At 68.2% G+C, this 17,695-nt stretch carries 12 protein-coding genes; 7 read left to right on the forward strand and 5 right to left on the reverse strand.

The window, feature by feature from the left end:
* Window positions 1-200 precede the first annotated feature (200 nt).
* On the forward strand, window positions 201-575 hold the full coding sequence (locus BFN01_RS10235) for a DUF3054 domain-containing protein (protein ID WP_071644065.1): 375 nt from the start codon (window positions 201-203) through the stop codon (window positions 573-575).
* A 36-nt stretch (window positions 576-611) separates the two neighbouring features.
* On the opposite strand, the gene BFN01_RS10240 is transcribed toward BFN01_RS10235, so the two are convergent.
* From BFN01_RS10240 to BFN01_RS10255, 4 genes are all read right to left on the reverse strand, one after another.
* On the reverse strand, window positions 612-1,100 hold the full coding sequence (locus BFN01_RS10240) for a SprT-like domain-containing protein (RefSeq protein ID WP_071644067.1): 489 nt from the start codon (window positions 1,098-1,100) through the stop codon (window positions 612-614).
* Window positions 1,101-1,134: 34 nt separating this feature from the next.
* Entirely contained in the window at window positions 1,135-1,665 is a 531-nt protein-coding gene (locus BFN01_RS10245; protein WP_071644069.1) for a hypothetical protein, read from the reverse strand.
* Between the two features lie 93 nt (window positions 1,666-1,758).
* A complete protein-coding gene (locus BFN01_RS10250) occupies window positions 1,759-2,628 on the reverse strand; it encodes a spermidine synthase (protein ID WP_071644071.1) in 870 nt (289 codons plus the stop codon).
* Between the two features lie 70 nt (window positions 2,629-2,698).
* Window positions 2,699-3,934: an LCP family protein gene (locus BFN01_RS10255; RefSeq protein WP_071644073.1), complete on the reverse strand. Its 1,236-nt coding sequence runs from the start codon at window positions 3,932-3,934 to the stop codon at window positions 2,699-2,701.
* 163 nt (window positions 3,935-4,097) lie between these two features.
* Here BFN01_RS10255 and BFN01_RS10260 point away from each other — a divergent pair, with 163 nt between their 5' ends.
* From BFN01_RS10260 to BFN01_RS10275, 4 genes are all read left to right on the forward strand, one after another.
* Entirely contained in the window at window positions 4,098-5,774 is a 1,677-nt protein-coding gene (locus BFN01_RS10260; protein WP_071644076.1) for an ABC transporter substrate-binding protein, read from the forward strand.
* 69 nt (window positions 5,775-5,843) lie between these two features.
* Window positions 5,844-6,848, forward strand: a complete 1,005-nt coding sequence (locus BFN01_RS10265) for an ABC transporter permease (RefSeq protein WP_071644078.1) — start codon at window positions 5,844-5,846, stop codon at window positions 6,846-6,848.
* Entirely contained in the window at window positions 6,848-7,795 is a 948-nt protein-coding gene (locus BFN01_RS10270) for an ABC transporter permease (protein ID WP_071644080.1), read from the forward strand. Before BFN01_RS10265 ends, BFN01_RS10270 begins: the two co-directional genes overlap by 1 nt.
* Window positions 7,796-7,806: 11 nt before the next feature.
* Window positions 7,807-9,471, forward strand: a complete 1,665-nt coding sequence (locus BFN01_RS10275) for an ABC transporter ATP-binding protein (RefSeq protein WP_071644082.1) — start codon at window positions 7,807-7,809, stop codon at window positions 9,469-9,471.
* A gap of 10 nt (window positions 9,472-9,481) precedes the next feature.
* On the opposite strand, the gene BFN01_RS10280 is transcribed toward BFN01_RS10275, so the two are convergent.
* A complete protein-coding gene (locus tag BFN01_RS10280) occupies window positions 9,482-9,976 on the reverse strand; it encodes a hypothetical protein (protein ID WP_256221115.1) in 495 nt (164 codons plus the stop codon).
* A gap of 214 nt (window positions 9,977-10,190) precedes the next feature.
* On the opposite strand from BFN01_RS10280, the gene BFN01_RS10285 reads away from it, so the two are divergent.
* Complete coding sequence (locus tag BFN01_RS10285; protein WP_071644086.1) at window positions 10,191-13,691, forward strand: DNA-directed RNA polymerase subunit beta; 3,501 nt, start codon at window positions 10,191-10,193, stop codon at window positions 13,689-13,691.
* A 46-nt stretch (window positions 13,692-13,737) separates the two neighbouring features.
* Entirely contained in the window at window positions 13,738-17,613 is a 3,876-nt protein-coding gene (gene rpoC, locus BFN01_RS10290; protein ID WP_071644088.1) for a DNA-directed RNA polymerase subunit beta', read from the forward strand.
* Window positions 17,614-17,695 lie beyond the last annotated feature (82 nt).

The following is a 17,695-nucleotide window of genomic DNA, read 5'->3' on the forward strand; positions in this document are numbered from 1 at the left end:
CCGGCCGCGAGCTGGTCGCAGGGGTGGCCTCCACCGCCCGCATGGAGGCCGCCGGAGTGCGCCCGGCGACCACGGCAGAGGCGGCGGAGCTGGATGCCGTCGACACCGCCGCCGTGCTGCGCGACGGTGTCTTCGAGCGCTTCAGCTGACCGGCCGCGCGGCATCGACAGCACCGTCGGGCGGCGGCATAGGGTCGGAGCATGAGGTTTGTCCCCGCGGTCATCGTCGACGCCGTGTTCGTGCTCATCTTCGCGGCGATCGGCCGCGCATCGCACGACGAGAATCCGCTCGGGTTCCTGCTCACGGCCTGGCCGTTCCTGGTCGCGCTCGTCGTCGGGCACGCGCTCGCCGCGCTCGTCCCCGCGCGCCCGCGGCGGCCGTGGTCGCTCGGCTGGGGCGTGATCGTCTGGGTCGTGACGGTGGGCGGCGGGATGCTGCTGCGCATCGCCACGGGCGACACCGCCGAGACCCCGTTCATCATCGTCGCCTCGCTGGTGCTCGCGGCCATGCTGCTCGGCTGGCGGCTGATCGCCCTGCTCACCCGGCGCTATCGCGCTCCGCGGGTCGCGGACTGACGCCCGCCGCCCGCAGCGCCGACCGACTGAGCGCGCTCAGCGCGGCAGCTGCGCGGCGAGCCTGTCGGCCGCGGTGATCTCGCGGCGATGCCATTCGAACAGGAAGCGCCGATCGAAACGGCGCGAGCACTTCGCGCACGACGTCTCGCGCGCCGGGCGGCGGTGACGATAGGCGACGTGCCCGGCGGGGCAGCGCCCGATCCACGGTGCGAGCTCGGTCGCGGTCTCGCCCTGGTGGGTGGTGCCGCCGACATAGCCCAGCGAGCGCGCGGTGCGCTTCCAGGCCGGTCCGTGCCCCGCCGCGTGCCCCGCCAGCGCGTGCGCCACTTCGTGCAGCAGCGTCTGATGCACCTCGTCGTCGTCGAACCGGGCGGCGAGATACCGCGACACCGAGATGCGGCGGCGCTGGTAGTCGCACAGTCCGGCACGACGCTTGGCGTTGTCGAACTCGAACGACCACGACTCGTCGAGGTGCATGCGGATCAGCGCGTCACCCCAGACGCGCACGCGGTTCAGATCGGCCATGTGATCAGAGTAGAACCGGCGACCGACATCGGGTCTAGACGAGCGCGTCGGCTTCCATCGCGCTGCGCCGCTCGGCGGCCTCGATGGCGCGCAGCGCCTTCTCGAGATCCGAGTCGTCGGCGCCGGCCGCCCGGCGCAGGAACAGCGAGCGCTTGAAGCTCTCCCGCGCCTGCTCGAAATCGCGCACCTCGTACGCGTTCTTGCCGTGATGCTGATGCGCGAAGGCGGCGATCCCCGCCCAGCCCTGGCCCTCGGCCTCGCTCGCGCAGGTGGCGAGCTCCTGAGCCGCCGCGGCGTTGGCGCCACGGTTCTGCAGCACCGTGGCGTGCAGCACGCGGGCGCGCAGCAGGTCTTTGCGAGTGCCGGCCATGCGCGCCTGTCGCACCGTCTCGTCGGCGAGCTCGAGCGCCTCGTCGAGCCGATCGAGCACCTTCAGCAGCCACACGCGCTCGAGCAGCACGGGAAGACTGCGCTGATGCTCGATCTCGGCGAGACGCGTCACGCATTCCCGCGGGTCGACGATCTCACGAAGGGTGTCGGGGTCGTAACCCTGGATCAAATTCACGACTGATGGCTCCTCTCCGCGACCGTCATCCCAGTCTGCCCCGAGGATCTGAGAACCGTCCGAGGCACGCCCTGGATGACCCCGAACCGAGGATCAGCGCAGGAAGATGCTCGCGTCGGGGCGGGGGGATGCCACGGCATCCGCGTCGGTGACGATCGCCGCGCCCTTCGCGAACGCCGCGACCTCGGCATCCTGAGCGATCTTCGCCGGATGCGGACCCGCGGCCAGCAGCCGCGGCAGCCACTCGGTCGGAAGCGGAGTGCGTGAGGCGGCCATCACGAGATTGCCGAATCGGCGTCCCTTCAGCACCTGCGTGTCGGCGAGCAGGGCGACCTCGTCGAACACGCTCATCGCGGTCGCCACCTGGCGGCGCGCGAACGCGAGCCCAGGGCCGTCGGCGACGTTCACCAGTAGCACGCCCGCCGGCGCGAGCAGGTCGGCGATCTCGCGGTAGAACTCCAGGCTGGTCAGGTGAGCGGGCGTCTGGGCACCGGAGAACACGTCCGAGACGACGAGATCGCAGCGCCCGGTCAGGGCGGGCGGCAGGCGCCGCAGCCCCTCGCGCGCGTCGCCGATCCGGATGCGGATGGCCGCCGACCGCGGCAGCGGAAGGTGCTCGCGCACGAGCGCGACCAGCGGAGCCTCCAGCTCGATCACCTGCTGGCGCGATCCGGGCCTGGTCGCCTCGATGTAGCGGGGGACGGTCAGCGCGCCCGCGCCGAGATGCACGACGCTGAGCGGGGCGGATGCCGACGGGCCGAGCTGATCGATCACCGCGCCCATCCGCACGATGTACTCGAAGTGCAGGTGGGTGGGATCATCCAGGTCGACGTGCGACTGCGGCGTGCCGTCGACGATCAGCTCGAAGCCGCTGCCGAACTCGCTCGGCGCCACCTCGGCGATGCCGCCGTGCTCGAGCCGCGCCTGCGGGTTCGCGGCATCCCGCGCGCGTGCTCGTCCCATGCTCATCTCCTCTGTCGTGCGGTCTGCGGGGTGCAGGTCGCTTGGTCGTGTCCGTGGCAGAGAGCGTCCGTCAGCGACGCCGGCCGCCCGAGCAGGTCTCCTGGTTCAGGTCGATGCCGCTGATCTGCTCCGACAGCACGACGCCGTCGGTCGCCGACGGTGCGGGGCTCGGCGCATCGGATGCCGGGGCGGAGGGCTCCGCAGGCGAGACCGGGCCGTCGGCGACCACGCCTCCGTGGTTGCTGGCCTCACCGGTGATCTGCATCGACTCCCCGGTGCGGATGGCCTGCCACATCGGCTCGGCCGCGCTGTCGTCGATCACGACGCGGTTCGGATCGGACGGCGCCTCGACCGTGGGCAGCTGCAGGAACTTGAACTCCTCGAACGGCACGTCCTTCAGTGCGAGCGCGAGCTGCGCGAGGCGCACCGGGTTGGCGAGCTCCCTGCTCGGATCGACGTTGTCGGCGACGACGTTCGACAGCCGCAGCACCTTCGGCACGTCGGTGAGGGTCTCGCTGCTGAGGATCGTCTTCGCCAGACGCGACATGTACTGCTGCTGGTTGGAGATGCGCGCGAGGTCGCTGCCGTCGCCGATGCCCTTGCGCACCCGGATGAACTGCAGCGCGTCGTAACCCGACACCGTGCGCAGTCCGGGCGGCCAGTCGATCCCGGTGTCGCGGTCGCGGATGCCCGTGCCGCCGACGCAGATCTGCACCCCGCCGATCGCGTCGGTGATCTTCATCACGCCGTCGAAGCTGAGCTTCGCGGCGAAGCCGATGTCGATCCCGCTCAGCGCGGCGACCGACTTGACGACGCACGACAGCCCGGCCCGCTCGAAGACGGTGTTGATCACCGCCGAGGATGCTCCGGATGCCACCGAGCCGTCCTCACGCGTGCATTCGGGCACCTCCAGCATCAGGTCGCGCGGCAGCGAGACGACGCTCACCTTGCGCGGCTCGGCCGAGACGTGCACGAGCAGGTTGACGTCGTTGCGGATGCCGTCCTCGCCGACGCACCGCTCACCGAGCTTCTGCGTCGACACCTCACCGCACTCGTCCGTGCCGACGAGGAGGACCGCGAACTCGCCCGGGTACGCCGCGAGCGACGGGGGAGCGACCTCCGATGCGTCCTCCAGATCGACCGCGTCCTGACCCACCCGCAGCGTGAGGTCCGCGGCGATGAAGCCGCCGATCCCGAGAGCCGAGACCGCAACGACCGCGGCGCCGATGCTCAGCATCCGCAGAGCCGACCCCCAGGCTGAGGGCGTGCGGTGCGGGGCGTGCTGAGCGACGGGGGTGCGCGTCATGGCACCCGACCCTACAGCGCGCGGCAGGGGACGACCCGATACCGGATCGCAACACGCGAAAGTTTGGCGATCGGCGGGGGCGCTGAGTAGCGTCAAGACATCATGTGCGGATGCGATGGGGCATCCGATTCATGCGAAGAAGCATTCCACAGAGAGGCACACCATGCTCCACAGCACCCGCAGGCGAGGCTTCGCGCTCGCCGCCGGCGCGGCCGTCGCAGCGATGCTGCTGACAGGCTGCGTCGCCAGCCAGCGTGACGACGACAACAGCTCCGAGTCGTCCAGCGACGTCGACAGCACCTTCGTCTTCGCCGCATCGTCCGACCCGCAGGGCCTCGACCCGGCCCTCGCGCAGGACGGCGAGACCTTCCGCGTCTCGCGCCAGATCTTCGAGGGTCTCGTCGGCACCGAGCCCGGCACCGCCGACCCCGCTCCGTTGCTCGCCGAGTCGTGGGAGTCGTCCGAGGACGGCATGACCCACACCTTCGACCTGAAGACCGGGGTGACGTTCCACGACGGCACGCCGTTCAACGCCGAGGCCGTCTGCTTCAACTTCGAGCGCTGGTACAACTGGACCGATCTGCTCGCCTCCGAGGCGCTCGGCTACTACTACAACAAGCTGTTCCGCGGTTACGCGTCGAACCCGGCGGACGCCGTGTACAAGTCGTGCACCCCCGACGGCGACGACAAGGTCACGATCGAGCTGAACAAGCCCTTCGCGGGCTTCGTCGCCTCGCTGTCGCTGCCCGCGTTCAGCATGCAGAGCCCGTCGGCGCTGCAGGAGTTCAAGGCCGATGAGGTCGGCGGCACCGCCGCTGCGCCCACGCTGTCGGAGTACGCGAAGGCGCACCCCGTCGGCACCGGACCGTTCCAGTTCGACTCGTGGGCCCCGGGCGAGAACGTCACGCTCACGTCCTACGGCGACTACTGGGGCGAGAAGGGCCAGATCGAAGAGGTCATCTTCCGCGTCATCGACGACCCGACCGCTCGCCGCCAGGCGCTCGAGGCCGGCGACATCGACGGGTACGACCTGGTCGGCCCCGCCGACACCAAGGCCCTCGAGGAGAAGGGCTTCACCATGGTGTCGCGCAAGCCGTTCACGATCCTCTACCTCGGCTTCAACCAGGCGGTGCCCGAGCTGCAGGACATCACGGTGCGCGAGGCGCTCTCGCACGCCATCGACAAGGACGCGCTGATCAAGCAGGTGCTGCCCGAGGGCACCGAGAAGGCCACGCAGTTCGTGCCGCCGGTGGTCAACGGCTACAACAAGGACGTCACCACCTACGAGTACGACGTCGACAAGGCGAAGTCGATGCTGGCCGAGGCCGGCTACACGGCCGACAACCCGCTCACGCTGACCTTCAACTACCCGGTCAACGTCTCGCGTCCGTACATGCCCAACCCCGAGCAGATCTTCACCGTGCTGGCGAAGCAGCTCGAGGAGGCGGGCGTGAAGGTCAACCCGCAGACCGACGCGTGGAGCCCGGACTACCTCGAGAAGATCTCGAGCACGCCCGACCACGGCATCCACCTGCTGGGTTGGACCGGCGACTACAACGACACCGACAACTTCGTCGGCGTCTTCTTCGGACAGCAGAGCGCGGAGTGGGGCTTCGACAACGCCGAGCTGTTCGGCGCACTGGCGGATGCCCGTGGCATCTCGAACATCGAGGACCAGACCGCGGCGTACGAGAAGATCAACGAGGAGGTCGCGGAGTTCATCCCCGGTGTCCCGCTGGCCCACCCGGCGCCCACCCTCGCGTTCGCCGAGCGTGTGAAGAGCTACCCGGCCAGCCCGGTGAACGACGAGGTCTTCTCGGAGATCGTCCTCACCAAGTGATGCCCGCCACGTCGTCCGCCTCGGACCTGTGAGGTCCGGGGCGGGCGACGCGCCCTGACGGAGAACTTCGTGCTGCGAACAATCGGCAAGCGGCTGCTGCTGCTCATCCCCACCCTCTTCGGCCTCAGCATCCTGCTGTTCGCGTGGGTCCGCGCCCTGCCGGGCGGCCCCGCCGTCGCCCTGCTCGGTGAGAAGGCCACCCCGGCGGCGGTCGAGCAGGTCAACGCCCTCTACGGCTTCGACCGGCCCCTCATCGAGCAGTACGTCACCTGGATCGGCAGGCTGCTGCAGGGCGACTTCGGAGCGTCGATCGTCACGTCCCGCCCCGTCGTGGAGGAGTTCTTCCGCCGCTTCCCGGCCACGATCGAGCTCAGCATCGCCGCGCTCGTCTTCGCGGTCGGCATCGGCATCCCGCTCGGATACTGGGCGGCGCGCCGCCACGGGAAGTGGACCGACCACGGCGCGGTGATCTTCAGCCTGGTCGGCATCACCATCCCGGTGTTCTTCCTCGCGTTCATCCTCAAGTACATCTTCGCCGTGCAGCTGGGCTGGCTTCCCTCCGACGGAAGGCAGAGCCCGCGCATCAACGCCACGCACGTCACCGGCTTCTACGTCTGGGACGGCATCATCACCGGCGAGTTCGATGCGGCGTGGGACGCCATCCTGCACCTGGTGCTGCCCGCGCTCGCGCTGGGCACGATCCCGCTGGCGATCATCGTGCGCATCACCAGGGCCAGCGTGCTCGAGGTGCAGAACGCCGACTACGTCCGCACCGGCAAGGCGAAGGGCGTGGCGCCCGCCACGCTGCGCAACCGGTTCATCCTGCGCAACGCGATGCTGCCGGTGATCACCACGATCGGACTGCAGACGGGTCTGCTGATCTCGGGCGCGGTGCTCACCGAGACCGTGTTCGCCTATCCCGGCATCGGGTCGTTCCTCGCGCAGTCGATCTTCGCGCGGGACTTCCCCGTGCTGCAGGGCTTCATCATCTTCATCGCGATCGCGTACGCGCTGATCAACCTGGCCGTCGACGTGTCGTACAGCCTGATCGATCCGAGAGTGAGGGTTCAGTGATGAGCGCAGTGCTCCCACCCGCCCAGGGCGGCGAGGTGCTCGACACCGTCGCCGTCGCACAGGCCGATCTCGCGTCCGGCGGCGGATTCTGGCATGACGTGTTCCGACGCCTGCGGCGCAACCCCGCCGCGTGGGTCGGCGCCGTCATCGTGCTGCTGTTCCTGCTGGTGGCGGCGCTGGCTCCGCTGCTCGCACCGTACCCGGAGCGCTCTCTCCCGGGCACCGAGTACATCACGCCCACCGGCATCCCCGGGATCGGCGAAGTCGACGGATTCCCGCTCGGTCTCGACCGCTTCGGCGGCGACGTCCTGTCGAAGCTGATCTGGGGAGCGCAGGCCTCGCTGCTGGTCGGCGTCGTCTCCACCGCCCTCGGTCTCGTCGGCGGCATGCTGCTTGGCCTGCTCGCGGGAACCTTCGGGGGCTGGGTCGACACGCTGATCATGCGCATCGTCGACATCATCCTCTCGGTGCCGAACCTGCTGCTCGCGGTGTCGATCGCCGCGATCCTGGGGCAGACGCCGTCGGCGGTGATGATCGCCATCGGAGCCTCCCAGGTGCCGATCTTCGCCCGCCTGCTGCGTGCGTCGATGCTGCAGCAGCGCTCGGCCGAATACGTGCTCTCGGCGCAGACGCTCGGGCTCGGTCGCGGCCGCATCACCATGTCGCACGTGCTGCCGAACGCCATCGGCCCGGTCATCGTGCAGGGAACCCTCACCCTCGCCACCGCGGTGATCGACGCGGCGGCGCTGTCGTTCCTCGGTCTCGGCGGCGGACGCCCCGAGACGGCCGAGTGGGGTCGGATGCTGACCTACGCGCAGAACGAGCTGGCGATCGCTCCGCAGCTGGCCTTCCTCCCCGGCATCTGCATCGCGGTGACCGCGCTGGGCTTCACGCTGTTCGGCGAGGCGCTGCGCGAGGCGATGGACCCGAGGACGCGTGCGCGATGAGGAACGAGAAGATGAACACGAACCCGGATGCCGTGCGCCAGCCGCTGCTGCAGGTGTCGAACCTGGCCGTCGACTTCGGCACCGTCGACGGCGTCGTGCACGCCGTCGAGGGCGTCGACCTCGAGATCGCCCCGGGGGAGACCGTCGCGATCGTCGGCGAGTCCGGCTCGGGGAAGTCGACCACCGCGATGGCCGTGATCGGTCTGCTCGCCTCGGGCGGTCGGGTGGCCGGTGGCAGCATCACCCTCGACGGGCGCGAACTGGTCGGCATCTCCGAGAACGAGATGCGCAAAATCCGCGGTCGCGACATCGGCATGGTGCCGCAGGATCCGATGTCGAACCTCAACCCCGTCGCCAAGATCGGCACGCAGGTCGCCGAGACGCTGCTCGCGCACGGCCTCGCGAACCGCTCCACCGTGCAGCAGAAGGTCATCGAGGCGCTCTCCGCGGCGGGTCTTCCCGACCCCGAGCGTCGCGCCAAGCAGTACCCGCACGAGCTGTCGGGAGGTCTGCGCCAGCGCGCCCTCATCGCGATCGGCCTGGCCTGCCGGCCGCGTCTGCTCATCGCCGACGAGCCCACCAGTGCGCTGGACGTCACGGTGCAGCAGACGATCCTCGATCAGCTCGACGAGATGACACGCGAGCTCGGCACCGCCGTGCTGCTGATCACCCACGACCTCGGTCTCGCCGCGGAGCGCGCCCAGCGGGTGGCGGTCATGCACCGCGGTCGCGTCGTCGAGCAGGGCCCGGCGCGCCAGATCCTCGAGGACCCGCAGCATCCGTACACGCAGAGTCTGGTGCAGGCGGCGCCGTCGATCGCCGCCGCGCGGCTGCAGCCGGAGGTGTTCCAGACGGGGCGGGAGCAGGATGCCGCGGCGGACGCCGTCGCAGACAACATCGTCGAGATCGAGGGACTGCGCAAGGTGTACCCGATGCGCGGGAGCGCGTCGGACTTCGTCGCCGTCGACGACGTGTCGCTCGCGATCCCGCGCGGCAAGACCGTCGCCATCGTGGGCGAGTCGGGGTCGGGCAAGACGACCACCGCCCGCATGCTGCTCAAGCTCATCGAGCCGACCGCCGGCACGATCCGCTTCGAGGGCAACGACATCGCGAAGCTCGACCGCGCGCAGTCGCGGGAGTTCCGCCAGCGCGTGCAGCCGGTGTTCCAGGACCCGTACTCGAGCCTCAACCCGATGTTCACGATCGAGCGTCTGATCGCCGAGCCGCTGGAGTTCTACAAGCGCGGCAGTCGCGCCGAGCGTCGCTCGCGCGTGCGCACCCTGCTCGATGACGTCGCCCTGCCGCAGTCGATGCTGCAGCGCTACCCGTCGGAGCTGTCCGGCGGTCAGCGTCAGCGCGTCGCCATCGCCCGCGCTCTCGCCCTCTCTCCCGATCTCATCGTCTGCGACGAGCCGGTGTCGGCCCTCGACGTGCTCGTGCAGGACCAGATCCTCACCCTGCTCGGCGACCTGCAGAAGGAGTACGGACTCAGCTATCTGTTCATCTCGCACGACCTCGCGGTGGTGCGTCTGATCAGCGACTACGTGTGCGTGATGAAGGACGGCGCGCTCGTGGAGGCGGCCAGCTCGGAGGAGATCTTCACCAACCCCCGCGACCCGTACACGCGGCGCCTGCTGGCATCCATCCCGGGCAACGAGCTCGGCATCGCCTCCTGACGCGGGAGCCTCAGCCCCGCAGGTCCGGGTCGCGCGCCCAGCGCCGCGCCAGCGCGCGCACGCGCAGCGCGCGCGCCTGCCACGACACCCAGAGCACCGGCCAGAGCAGCGCTGCGGTCGGCCCGTCGAACGTCAGCCGATCGCGCCACAGCGTCCGGCCGGGGTGACCCGGCTGAGCGCAGACCGCCATCTGGTGGTCCCACACGTCGAGTGCGCCGAGCGGGCCGGTGAGCGGGATGCCGCTGTCGCGGAGGATGCGCACCGGACCGCCGGGCTCGTCGACGGTGCGATCGCTGATGTGGATCAGCTGCGTGCCGACCGGGATGCGCCCGAACGCGGCCAGTCGCACCGGCACCTCATCGCCCGGAGTCCACCGCTCGGGCAGGCCGTCGGGCAGCAGCGGCTGCATCTGCAGCAGGGGAGCGTACAGCTCGCCGACGATGCGCGGCGAATGCAGCGCCCGCCACGCAGTGTCGACGTCGCAGTCGATGGTGAACTTCAGCATGATGCGCATACTGCAGTGTCGCTCATACCCCAGCATCCGGCATTGGTCAAGGATTCCGCTTGCCATGTCGTGAAATCGTGCGTATAGTTGGTAGTTGCGCTCGCTTCTCCGTGCCCTCATATGGTGGTCGGCATCCGTTGAGCTCTCGAGCGCGCTCTCCACCGACGTCTAGGAATCGACCAGCCCCTGCGCGGGGCTCACGGAGGTTACTCCCTTGGCTGCTGCTCGCAACGCATCCACATCCACCACCAACAAGAACGGCCGCGGAGTCTCCCGCCTCTCGTTCGCCAAGATCTCCGACACGCTCGATGTCCCGGATCTGCTGGCTCTGCAGACCGAGTCGTTCGGCTGGCTCGTCGGCAATGACGACTGGAAGGCGCGCGTCGCCGAGGCCAAGAAGTCCGGCCGCAACGACGTCTCCGAGGTCTCCGGCCTGGGCGAGATCTTCGAGGAGATCTCCCCGATCGAGGACCTCGGCGAGACCATGCAGCTCTCGTTCACGAACCCGTACCTCGAGCCCGAGAAGTACTCGATCGACGAGTGCAAGGAGCGCGGCAAGACCTACGCCGCCCCGCTGTACGTCGAGGCCGAGTTCATGAACCACCTCACCGGTGAGATCAAGACCCAGACGGTCTTCATGGGCGACTTCCCGCTGCAGACCGGCAAGGGCACGTTCATCATCAACGGCTCCGAGCGCGTCGTCGTCTCGCAGCTCGTCCGCTCGCCCGGTGTCTACTTCGACAAGACTCCCGACAAGACCAGTGACAAGGACATCGTCACCGCTCGCGTCATCCCCAGCCGCGGTGCGTGGCTGGAGTTCGAGATCGACAAGCGCGACCAGGTCGGCGTGCGCATCGACCGCAAGCGCAAGCAGTCCGTCACCGTCTTCCTGAAGGCGCTGGGCATGTCGAGCGAGCAGATCCTCGCCGAGTTCTCCGGCTTCCCCTCGATCGAGGAGACCCTGGCCAAGGACACCATCCTCACCCAGGAAGACGCGCTGCGCGACATCTACCGCAAGCTGCGTCCGGGCGAGCAGGTCGCCGCCGAGGCCGCGCGCTCGCTGCTGGACAACTTCTACTTCAACCCGAAGCGCTACGACCTGGCGAAGGTGGGTCGCTACAAGATCAACCAGAAGCTCGGTCTCGCCGCTCCGCTCACCGACTCGGTGCTCACCGTCGACGACATCGTCGCGACCATCAAGTACCTGGTGCGCATCCACCGCGGCGACGAGACGTTCGAAGGCATCCGCGGCGGCAAGAAGACCGAGATCCGCATCGCGACCGACGACATCGACAACTTCGGCAACCGTCGCATCCGCGCCGTCGGCGAGCTGATCCAGAACCAGGTCCGCACCGGTCTGTCGCGCATGGAGCGCGTCGTCCGCGAGCGCATGACCACGCAGGACATCGAGGCGATCACGCCGCAGACCCTGATCAACGTGCGCCCCGTCGTGGCCGCGATCAAGGAGTTCTTCGGCACCTCGCAGCTGTCGCAGTTCATGGACCAGAACAACCCGCTCGCGGGTCTGACCAACAAGCGCCGCCTGTCGGCCCTCGGCCCCGGTGGTCTCTCGCGTGACCGCGCCGGCGTCGAGGTGCGAGACGTGCACCCGTCGCACTACGGCCGCATGTGCCCGATCGAGACGCCGGAAGGCCCGAACATCGGCCTGATCGGTGCGCTCGCGACGTTCGCGCGCATCAACTCGTTCGGCTTCATCGAGACGCCGTACCGTCGCGTCGTCGACGGCGCCGTCACCGACCAGATCGACTACCTCACGGCAGCCGAGGAGGTCGACTTCAACATCGCCCAGGCCAACGCGCCGCTCGACAAGAACGGCCGCTTCATCGAGAGCCACGTCCTGGCCCGCCCCCGCGGCGGATCGGGCGAGGTCGACCTGTTCCTGCCCGAGGAGATCGGCTACATCGATGTCTCGCCGCGCCAGATGGTGTCGGTCGCGACCTCGCTCGTGCCGTTCCTCGAGCATGACGACGCGCAGCGCGCGCTCATGGGCGCCAACATGCAGCGTCAGGCCGTGCCGCTGCTGCGCTCGGACTCGCCGCTCGTCGGCACCGGCATGGAGGGCTATACCGCCATCGACGCGGGTGACGTGATCACCGCGCAGAAGGCCGGTGTGGTCAGCGAGGTCTCCGCAGACCGCGTCGTCGTCATGCTCGACGAGGGCGGCACGCAGGAGTACCACCTGCGCAAGTTCGACCGCTCCAACCAGGGCACCTCCTACAACCAGCGCGTGATCGTCAGCGCCGGTGAGCGCGTCGAGGTCGGCGAGGTCATCGCCGACGGTCCCGCCACCGAGAACGGCGAGCTCGCTCTCGGCAAGAACCTGCTCGTGGCGTTCATGCCGTGGGAGGGTCACAACTTCGAGGACGCCATCATCCTCAGCCAGGAGCTGGTGAAGGACGACACCCTCTCGTCGATCCACATCGAGGAGTACGAGGTCGACGCCCGCGACACGAAGCTGGGCAAGGAGGAGATCACCCGTGACCTCCCCAACGTCAGCCCCGAGCTGCTGAAGGACCTCGACGAGCGCGGCATCATCCGCATCGGCGCCGAGGTCCGTCCCGGCGACATCCTCGTCGGCAAGGTCACGCCGAAGGGCGAGACCGAGCTGTCGGCCGAAGAGCGCCTGCTGCGCGCCATCTTCAACGAGAAGAGCCGCGAGGTGCGCGACACCTCGCTGAAGGTGCCGCACGGTGAGCAGGGCACGATCATCGCCGTCAAGGAGTTCGACGCCGAGGAGGGCGACGACGAGCTGGGCTCGGGAGTCAACCGCCGCGTCGTGGTCTACATCGCTCAGAAGCGCAAGATCACCGAGGGCGACAAGCTCGCCGGCCGTCACGGCAACAAGGGTGTCATCGCGAAGATCCTGCCCGTCGAGGACATGCCGTTCATGTCGGACGGCACGCCGGTCGACGTCGTGCTGAACCCGCTCGGCATCCCGGGTCGAATGAACTTCGGTCAGGTGCTCGAGACCCACCTCGGCTGGATCGCCAAGACCGGATGGAAGGTGGAGGGCGACCCCGAGTGGGCCGCCAAGCTGCCGGAGAACGGTCGCGACGTCGCCCCGAACACCAAGGTCGCGACCCCGGTGTTCGACGGTGCCAGCGAGGCCGAGATCTCGGGTCTGCTCGACTCGACCCTGCCCACCCGTGACGGCGTGCGCCTGATCGACTCCTCGGGCAAGACGCTGCTGTTCGACGGCCGCTCCGGCGAGCCGTTCCCGGCTCCCGTCTCGGTCGGCTACATGTACATCCTGAAGCTGCACCACCTCGTCGACGACAAGATCCACGCACGCTCGACGGGCCCGTACTCGATGATCACCCAGCAGCCGCTCGGCGGTAAGGCGCAGTTCGGTGGACAGCGCTTCGGCGAGATGGAGGTGTGGGCGCTCGAGGCTTACGGTGCCGCGTACGCACTGCAGGAGCTGCTCACGATCAAGTCCGACGACATCCTCGGCCGCGTCAAGGTGTACGAGGCGATCGTCAAGGGCGAGAACATCCAGGAGCCCGGCATCCCCGAGTCCTTCAAGGTGCTCATGAAGGAGATGCAGTCGCTCTGCCTGAACGTCGAGGTGCTCTCGGCCGACGGCACCGCCGTCAACCTGCGGGACACCGACGACGAGGCCTTCCGCGCAGCGGAGGAGCTCGGCATCAACATCTCCAGCCGTTTCGAAGCCGCGTCGATCGACGAGATCTGATCTCGGCCCTCGACAAGCGACAGATTTTTTCTACACAGGAGAACTAGTGCTCGAATCAACCACTTTCGATGAGCTTCGAATCGGCCTGGCCACCGCTGACGACATCCGCGGATGGTCCTTCGGCGAGGTCAAGAAGCCCGAGACGATCAACTACCGCACGCTGAAGCCCGAGAAGGACGGCCTCTTCGGCGAGCAGATCTTCGGACCCTCCCGCGACTGGGAGTGCGCCTGCGGCAAGTACAAGCGTGTCCGCTTCAAGGGCATCGTCTGCGAGCGCTGCGGCGTGGAGGTCACCAAGAGCTCCGTCCGTCGTGAGCGCATGGGTCACATCGAGCTCGCCGCTCCCGTGACGCACATCTGGTACTTCAAGGGTGTTCCCTCGCGCCTCGGCTACCTGCTCGACATGGCGCCGAAGGACCTCGAGAAGGTCATCTACTTCGCCGCCTACATGGTGATCTCGGTCGACGAGGATGCTCGTCACCGCGACCTCGCCACGCAGGAGAACAACATCCGGCTCGAGCTGAAGACGCTCGGCGACCGCCGCGACGCGAAGATCGCGGAGCGGATGGCGAAGCTGGAGGAGGAGCTCGCCGCCCTCGAGGCGGAGGGTGCCAAGGCCGACGCGAAGAAGAAGGTCAAGGACGCCGCCGAGAAGGAGATGACCCTCACCCGCAAGGGTGCCGACGAGGCCATCGCCAAGCTCGAGCGCGTGTGGGAGGACTTCCGCACGCTCGAGGTGGGCGCGCTGCGCCCCGAGGACGACGTGTTCCACGAGCTGCAGGACCGGTTCGGTCAGTACTTCGAGGCGCACATGGGTGCCGAGGCGATCAAGCGTCGCCTCGAGACCTTCGACCTGGCGGCCGAGTCCGAGAGCCTGCACCTGCAGATCTCGGAGGGCAAGGGCCAGCGCAAGATCCGTGCGATCAAGCGCCTGACCGTCGTCAACTCGTTCCTCGAGACCGGCATGAGCCCGGCCGCGATGGTGCTCGACGTCGTCCCGGTGATCCCGCCGGAGCTGCGTCCGATGGTGCAGCTCGACGGTGGCCGCTTCGCGACCTCCGACCTCAACGACCTGTACCGCCGCGTGATCAACCGCAACAACCGTCTTCGTCGTCTGATCGACCTCGGCGCTCCCGAGATCATCGTCAACAACGAGAAGCGGATGCTGCAGGAGGCCGTCGACGCGCTGTTCGACAACGGCCGCCGCGGTCGCCCCGTCACCGGAACCGGCAACCGCGCCCTGAAGTCCCTCAGCGACATGCTGAAGGGAAAGCAGGGTCGCTTCCGCCAGAACCTGCTCGGCAAGCGCGTGGACTACTCGGGCCGTTCGGTCATCGTCGTCGGTCCGCAGCTGAAGCTGCACCAGTGCGGTCTGCCCAAGCAGATGGCTCTGGAGCTCTTCAAGCCGTTCGTGATCAAGCGACTGATCGACCTCGGTCACTCGCAGAACATCAAGGCAGCCAAGCGCGCCGTCGAGCGCACGCGTCCCGAGGTGTGGGACGTGCTCGAGGAGATCATCCGCGAGCGTCCGGTGCTGCTGAACCGTGCGCCCACGCTGCACCGTCTCGGCATCCAGGCGTTCGAGCCGCAGCTCGTCGAGGGCAAGGCCATCCAGCTGCACCCGCTCGTCTGTGCCGCGTTCAACGCCGACTTCGACGGTGACCAGATGGCTGTGCACCTGCCGCTGTCGGTCGAGGCTCAGGCCGAGGCCCGCGTGCTGATGCTCGCCTCGAACAACATCCTCAAGCCGTCCGACGGCCGTCCGGTCACCCTGCCCTCGCAGGACATGATCATCGGTCTGCACCACCTGACCACGGTCAAGGAGGGCGCTGCCGGTGAGGGTCGTGCGTTCGGCTCGGTCTCCGAGGCGATCCTGGCGAAGGACGAGGGCACCCTCGATCTGCAGGCGAAGGTCCGCATCCGCATCCCGGGTCTGACCTTCCTCGAGGGCGAGGCTCCCGAGGGCTACGAGCGCCACGGTCTCGTCGACGCGTCGCTCGGTCAGGCGATCTTCAACGGCGCCCTGCCGAAGGGCTACCCCTTCGTGCGCGGCCAGGCCGACAAGGGCAAGCTGTCGCAGATCGTGAACAAGCTGGCCGAGGAGTACCCCAAGGTCGAGACGGCCGCCACGCTGGACCGCATCAAGGATGCCGGGTTCCACTGGGCGACCCGTTCGGGTGTGACCGTCGCGCTCAGCGACATCCTCACCCCGCCGAACAAGGCGGAGATCGTCGCGGGCTACGAGAAGCAGGCCGCGAAGGTTCAGTCGCAGTACGACAAGGGTCTGACGACCGACATCGAGCGTCGTCAGGAACTCATCAAGATCTGGACCGAGGCGACCGACGAGGTTCAGGCCGCGATGCGCGCGCACTTCCCCGAGGACAACACCATCAACCGCATGGTGACCTCCGGTGCTCGTGGTAACTGGCTGCAGATCCGCAACATCGCGGGTATGCGCGGTCTGGTGAACAACCCCAAGGGTGAGATCATCCCCCGTCCGATCATCTCCTCGTACCGCGAGGGTCTGTCGGTGGCGGAGTACTTCATCGCGACGCACGGTACCCGCAAGGGTCTGGCCGACACCGCTCTGCGCACCGCCGACTCGGGTTACCTGACCCGTCGTCTGGTGGACGTGTCGCAGGACGTCATCATCCGCGAGCAGGACTGCGGCACGTCGAAGGGCCTCGAGCTCCCGATCGCCGCACCGAACTCGCAGGGTGTGCTGACCCGCGACGCGAACGTCGAGAACTCGGTGTTCGCCCGCACCCTGGCATCCGACGTCGTCACCGAGGCCGGCGAGGTCGTCGCCACCGCCGGTGAGGACGTGGGTGACGTGCTGATCGACAAGCTCGTCGAGGCCGGCATCGAGACCATCAAGGTCCGTTCGGTGCTGACCTGCGACTCGGCTGTCGGTGTCTGCGCGCAGTGCTACGGCCGTTCGCTCGCGACGGGCAAGACCGTCGACATCGGCGAGGCCGTCGGCATCATCGCCGCCCAGTCGATCGGTGAGCCCGGTACCCAGCTGACGATGCGTACCTTCCACACGGGTGGTTCGGCCTCGGCCGACGACATCACCCAGGGTCTGCCGCGAGTGCAGGAGCTCTTCGAGGCCCGCACCCCGAAGGGCGCCTCCCCGATCGCCGAGGCCGACGGCCGCATCACGATCGAGGAGACCGAGAAGGCCAAGAAGGTCATCCTCACGCCCGACAACGGCGACGAAGAGGTGGTCTACCCGGTGCTGAAGCGTGCGACGCTTCTCGTCGAGGACGGCCAGCACGTCACCGTCGGTCAGCCCCTGCAGGTCGGCACGCTCGACCCCAAGGAGGTCATGCGAGTCATGGGTGCCCGCGAGGTGCAGAAGTACCTCGTCGGCGGCGTGCAGGGCGTGTACCGCTCGCAGGGTGTGCCGATCCACGACAAGCACATCGAGGTCATCGTCCGCCAGATGCTGCGCAAGGTCACCGTGGTCGACCACGCTGACACCACGCTGCTGCCGGGTGAGATGGTCGACTCGAAGCGCTACCAGCAGATCAACCGCGAGGCCGTGGCAGAGGGCAAGCGCCCCGCGTCGGGTCGTCCGGAGCTGATGGGTATCACCAAGGCGTCGCTCGCGACCGAGTCGTGGCTGTCGGCCGCGTCCTTCCAGGAGACGACCCGCGTGCTCACGCAGGCCGCCATGGAGGGCAAGCGCGACCCGCTGATCGGTCTCAAGGAGAACGTCATCATCGGAAAGCTCATCCCGGCCGGAACCGGTCTGTCGAAGTACCGCGACATCACGGTCGAGGCGACGGAAGAGGCCAAGAGCGAGCGCTACCCGAACCGGATCTTCGCATCCGACGGGGCGTACGCCGACGGCGACTTCGGATACGTCGACTTCGACGCGTTCTCGACGGATGACATCACCCCCGGCACCTACAACTGATAGGTCCTGAGTGAGTCGAAGGCCCCGGCCCCTCTTCGGAGGGCCGGGGCCTTCCCCGTCCCCCGCCCCCTGCTTTCCCGCC

Origin of the sequence: Microbacterium sp. AR7-10 (assembly GCF_001878835.1) — a bacterium.
Classification (GTDB): Bacteria; Actinomycetota; Actinomycetes; order Actinomycetales; family Microbacteriaceae; genus Microbacterium; species Microbacterium commune.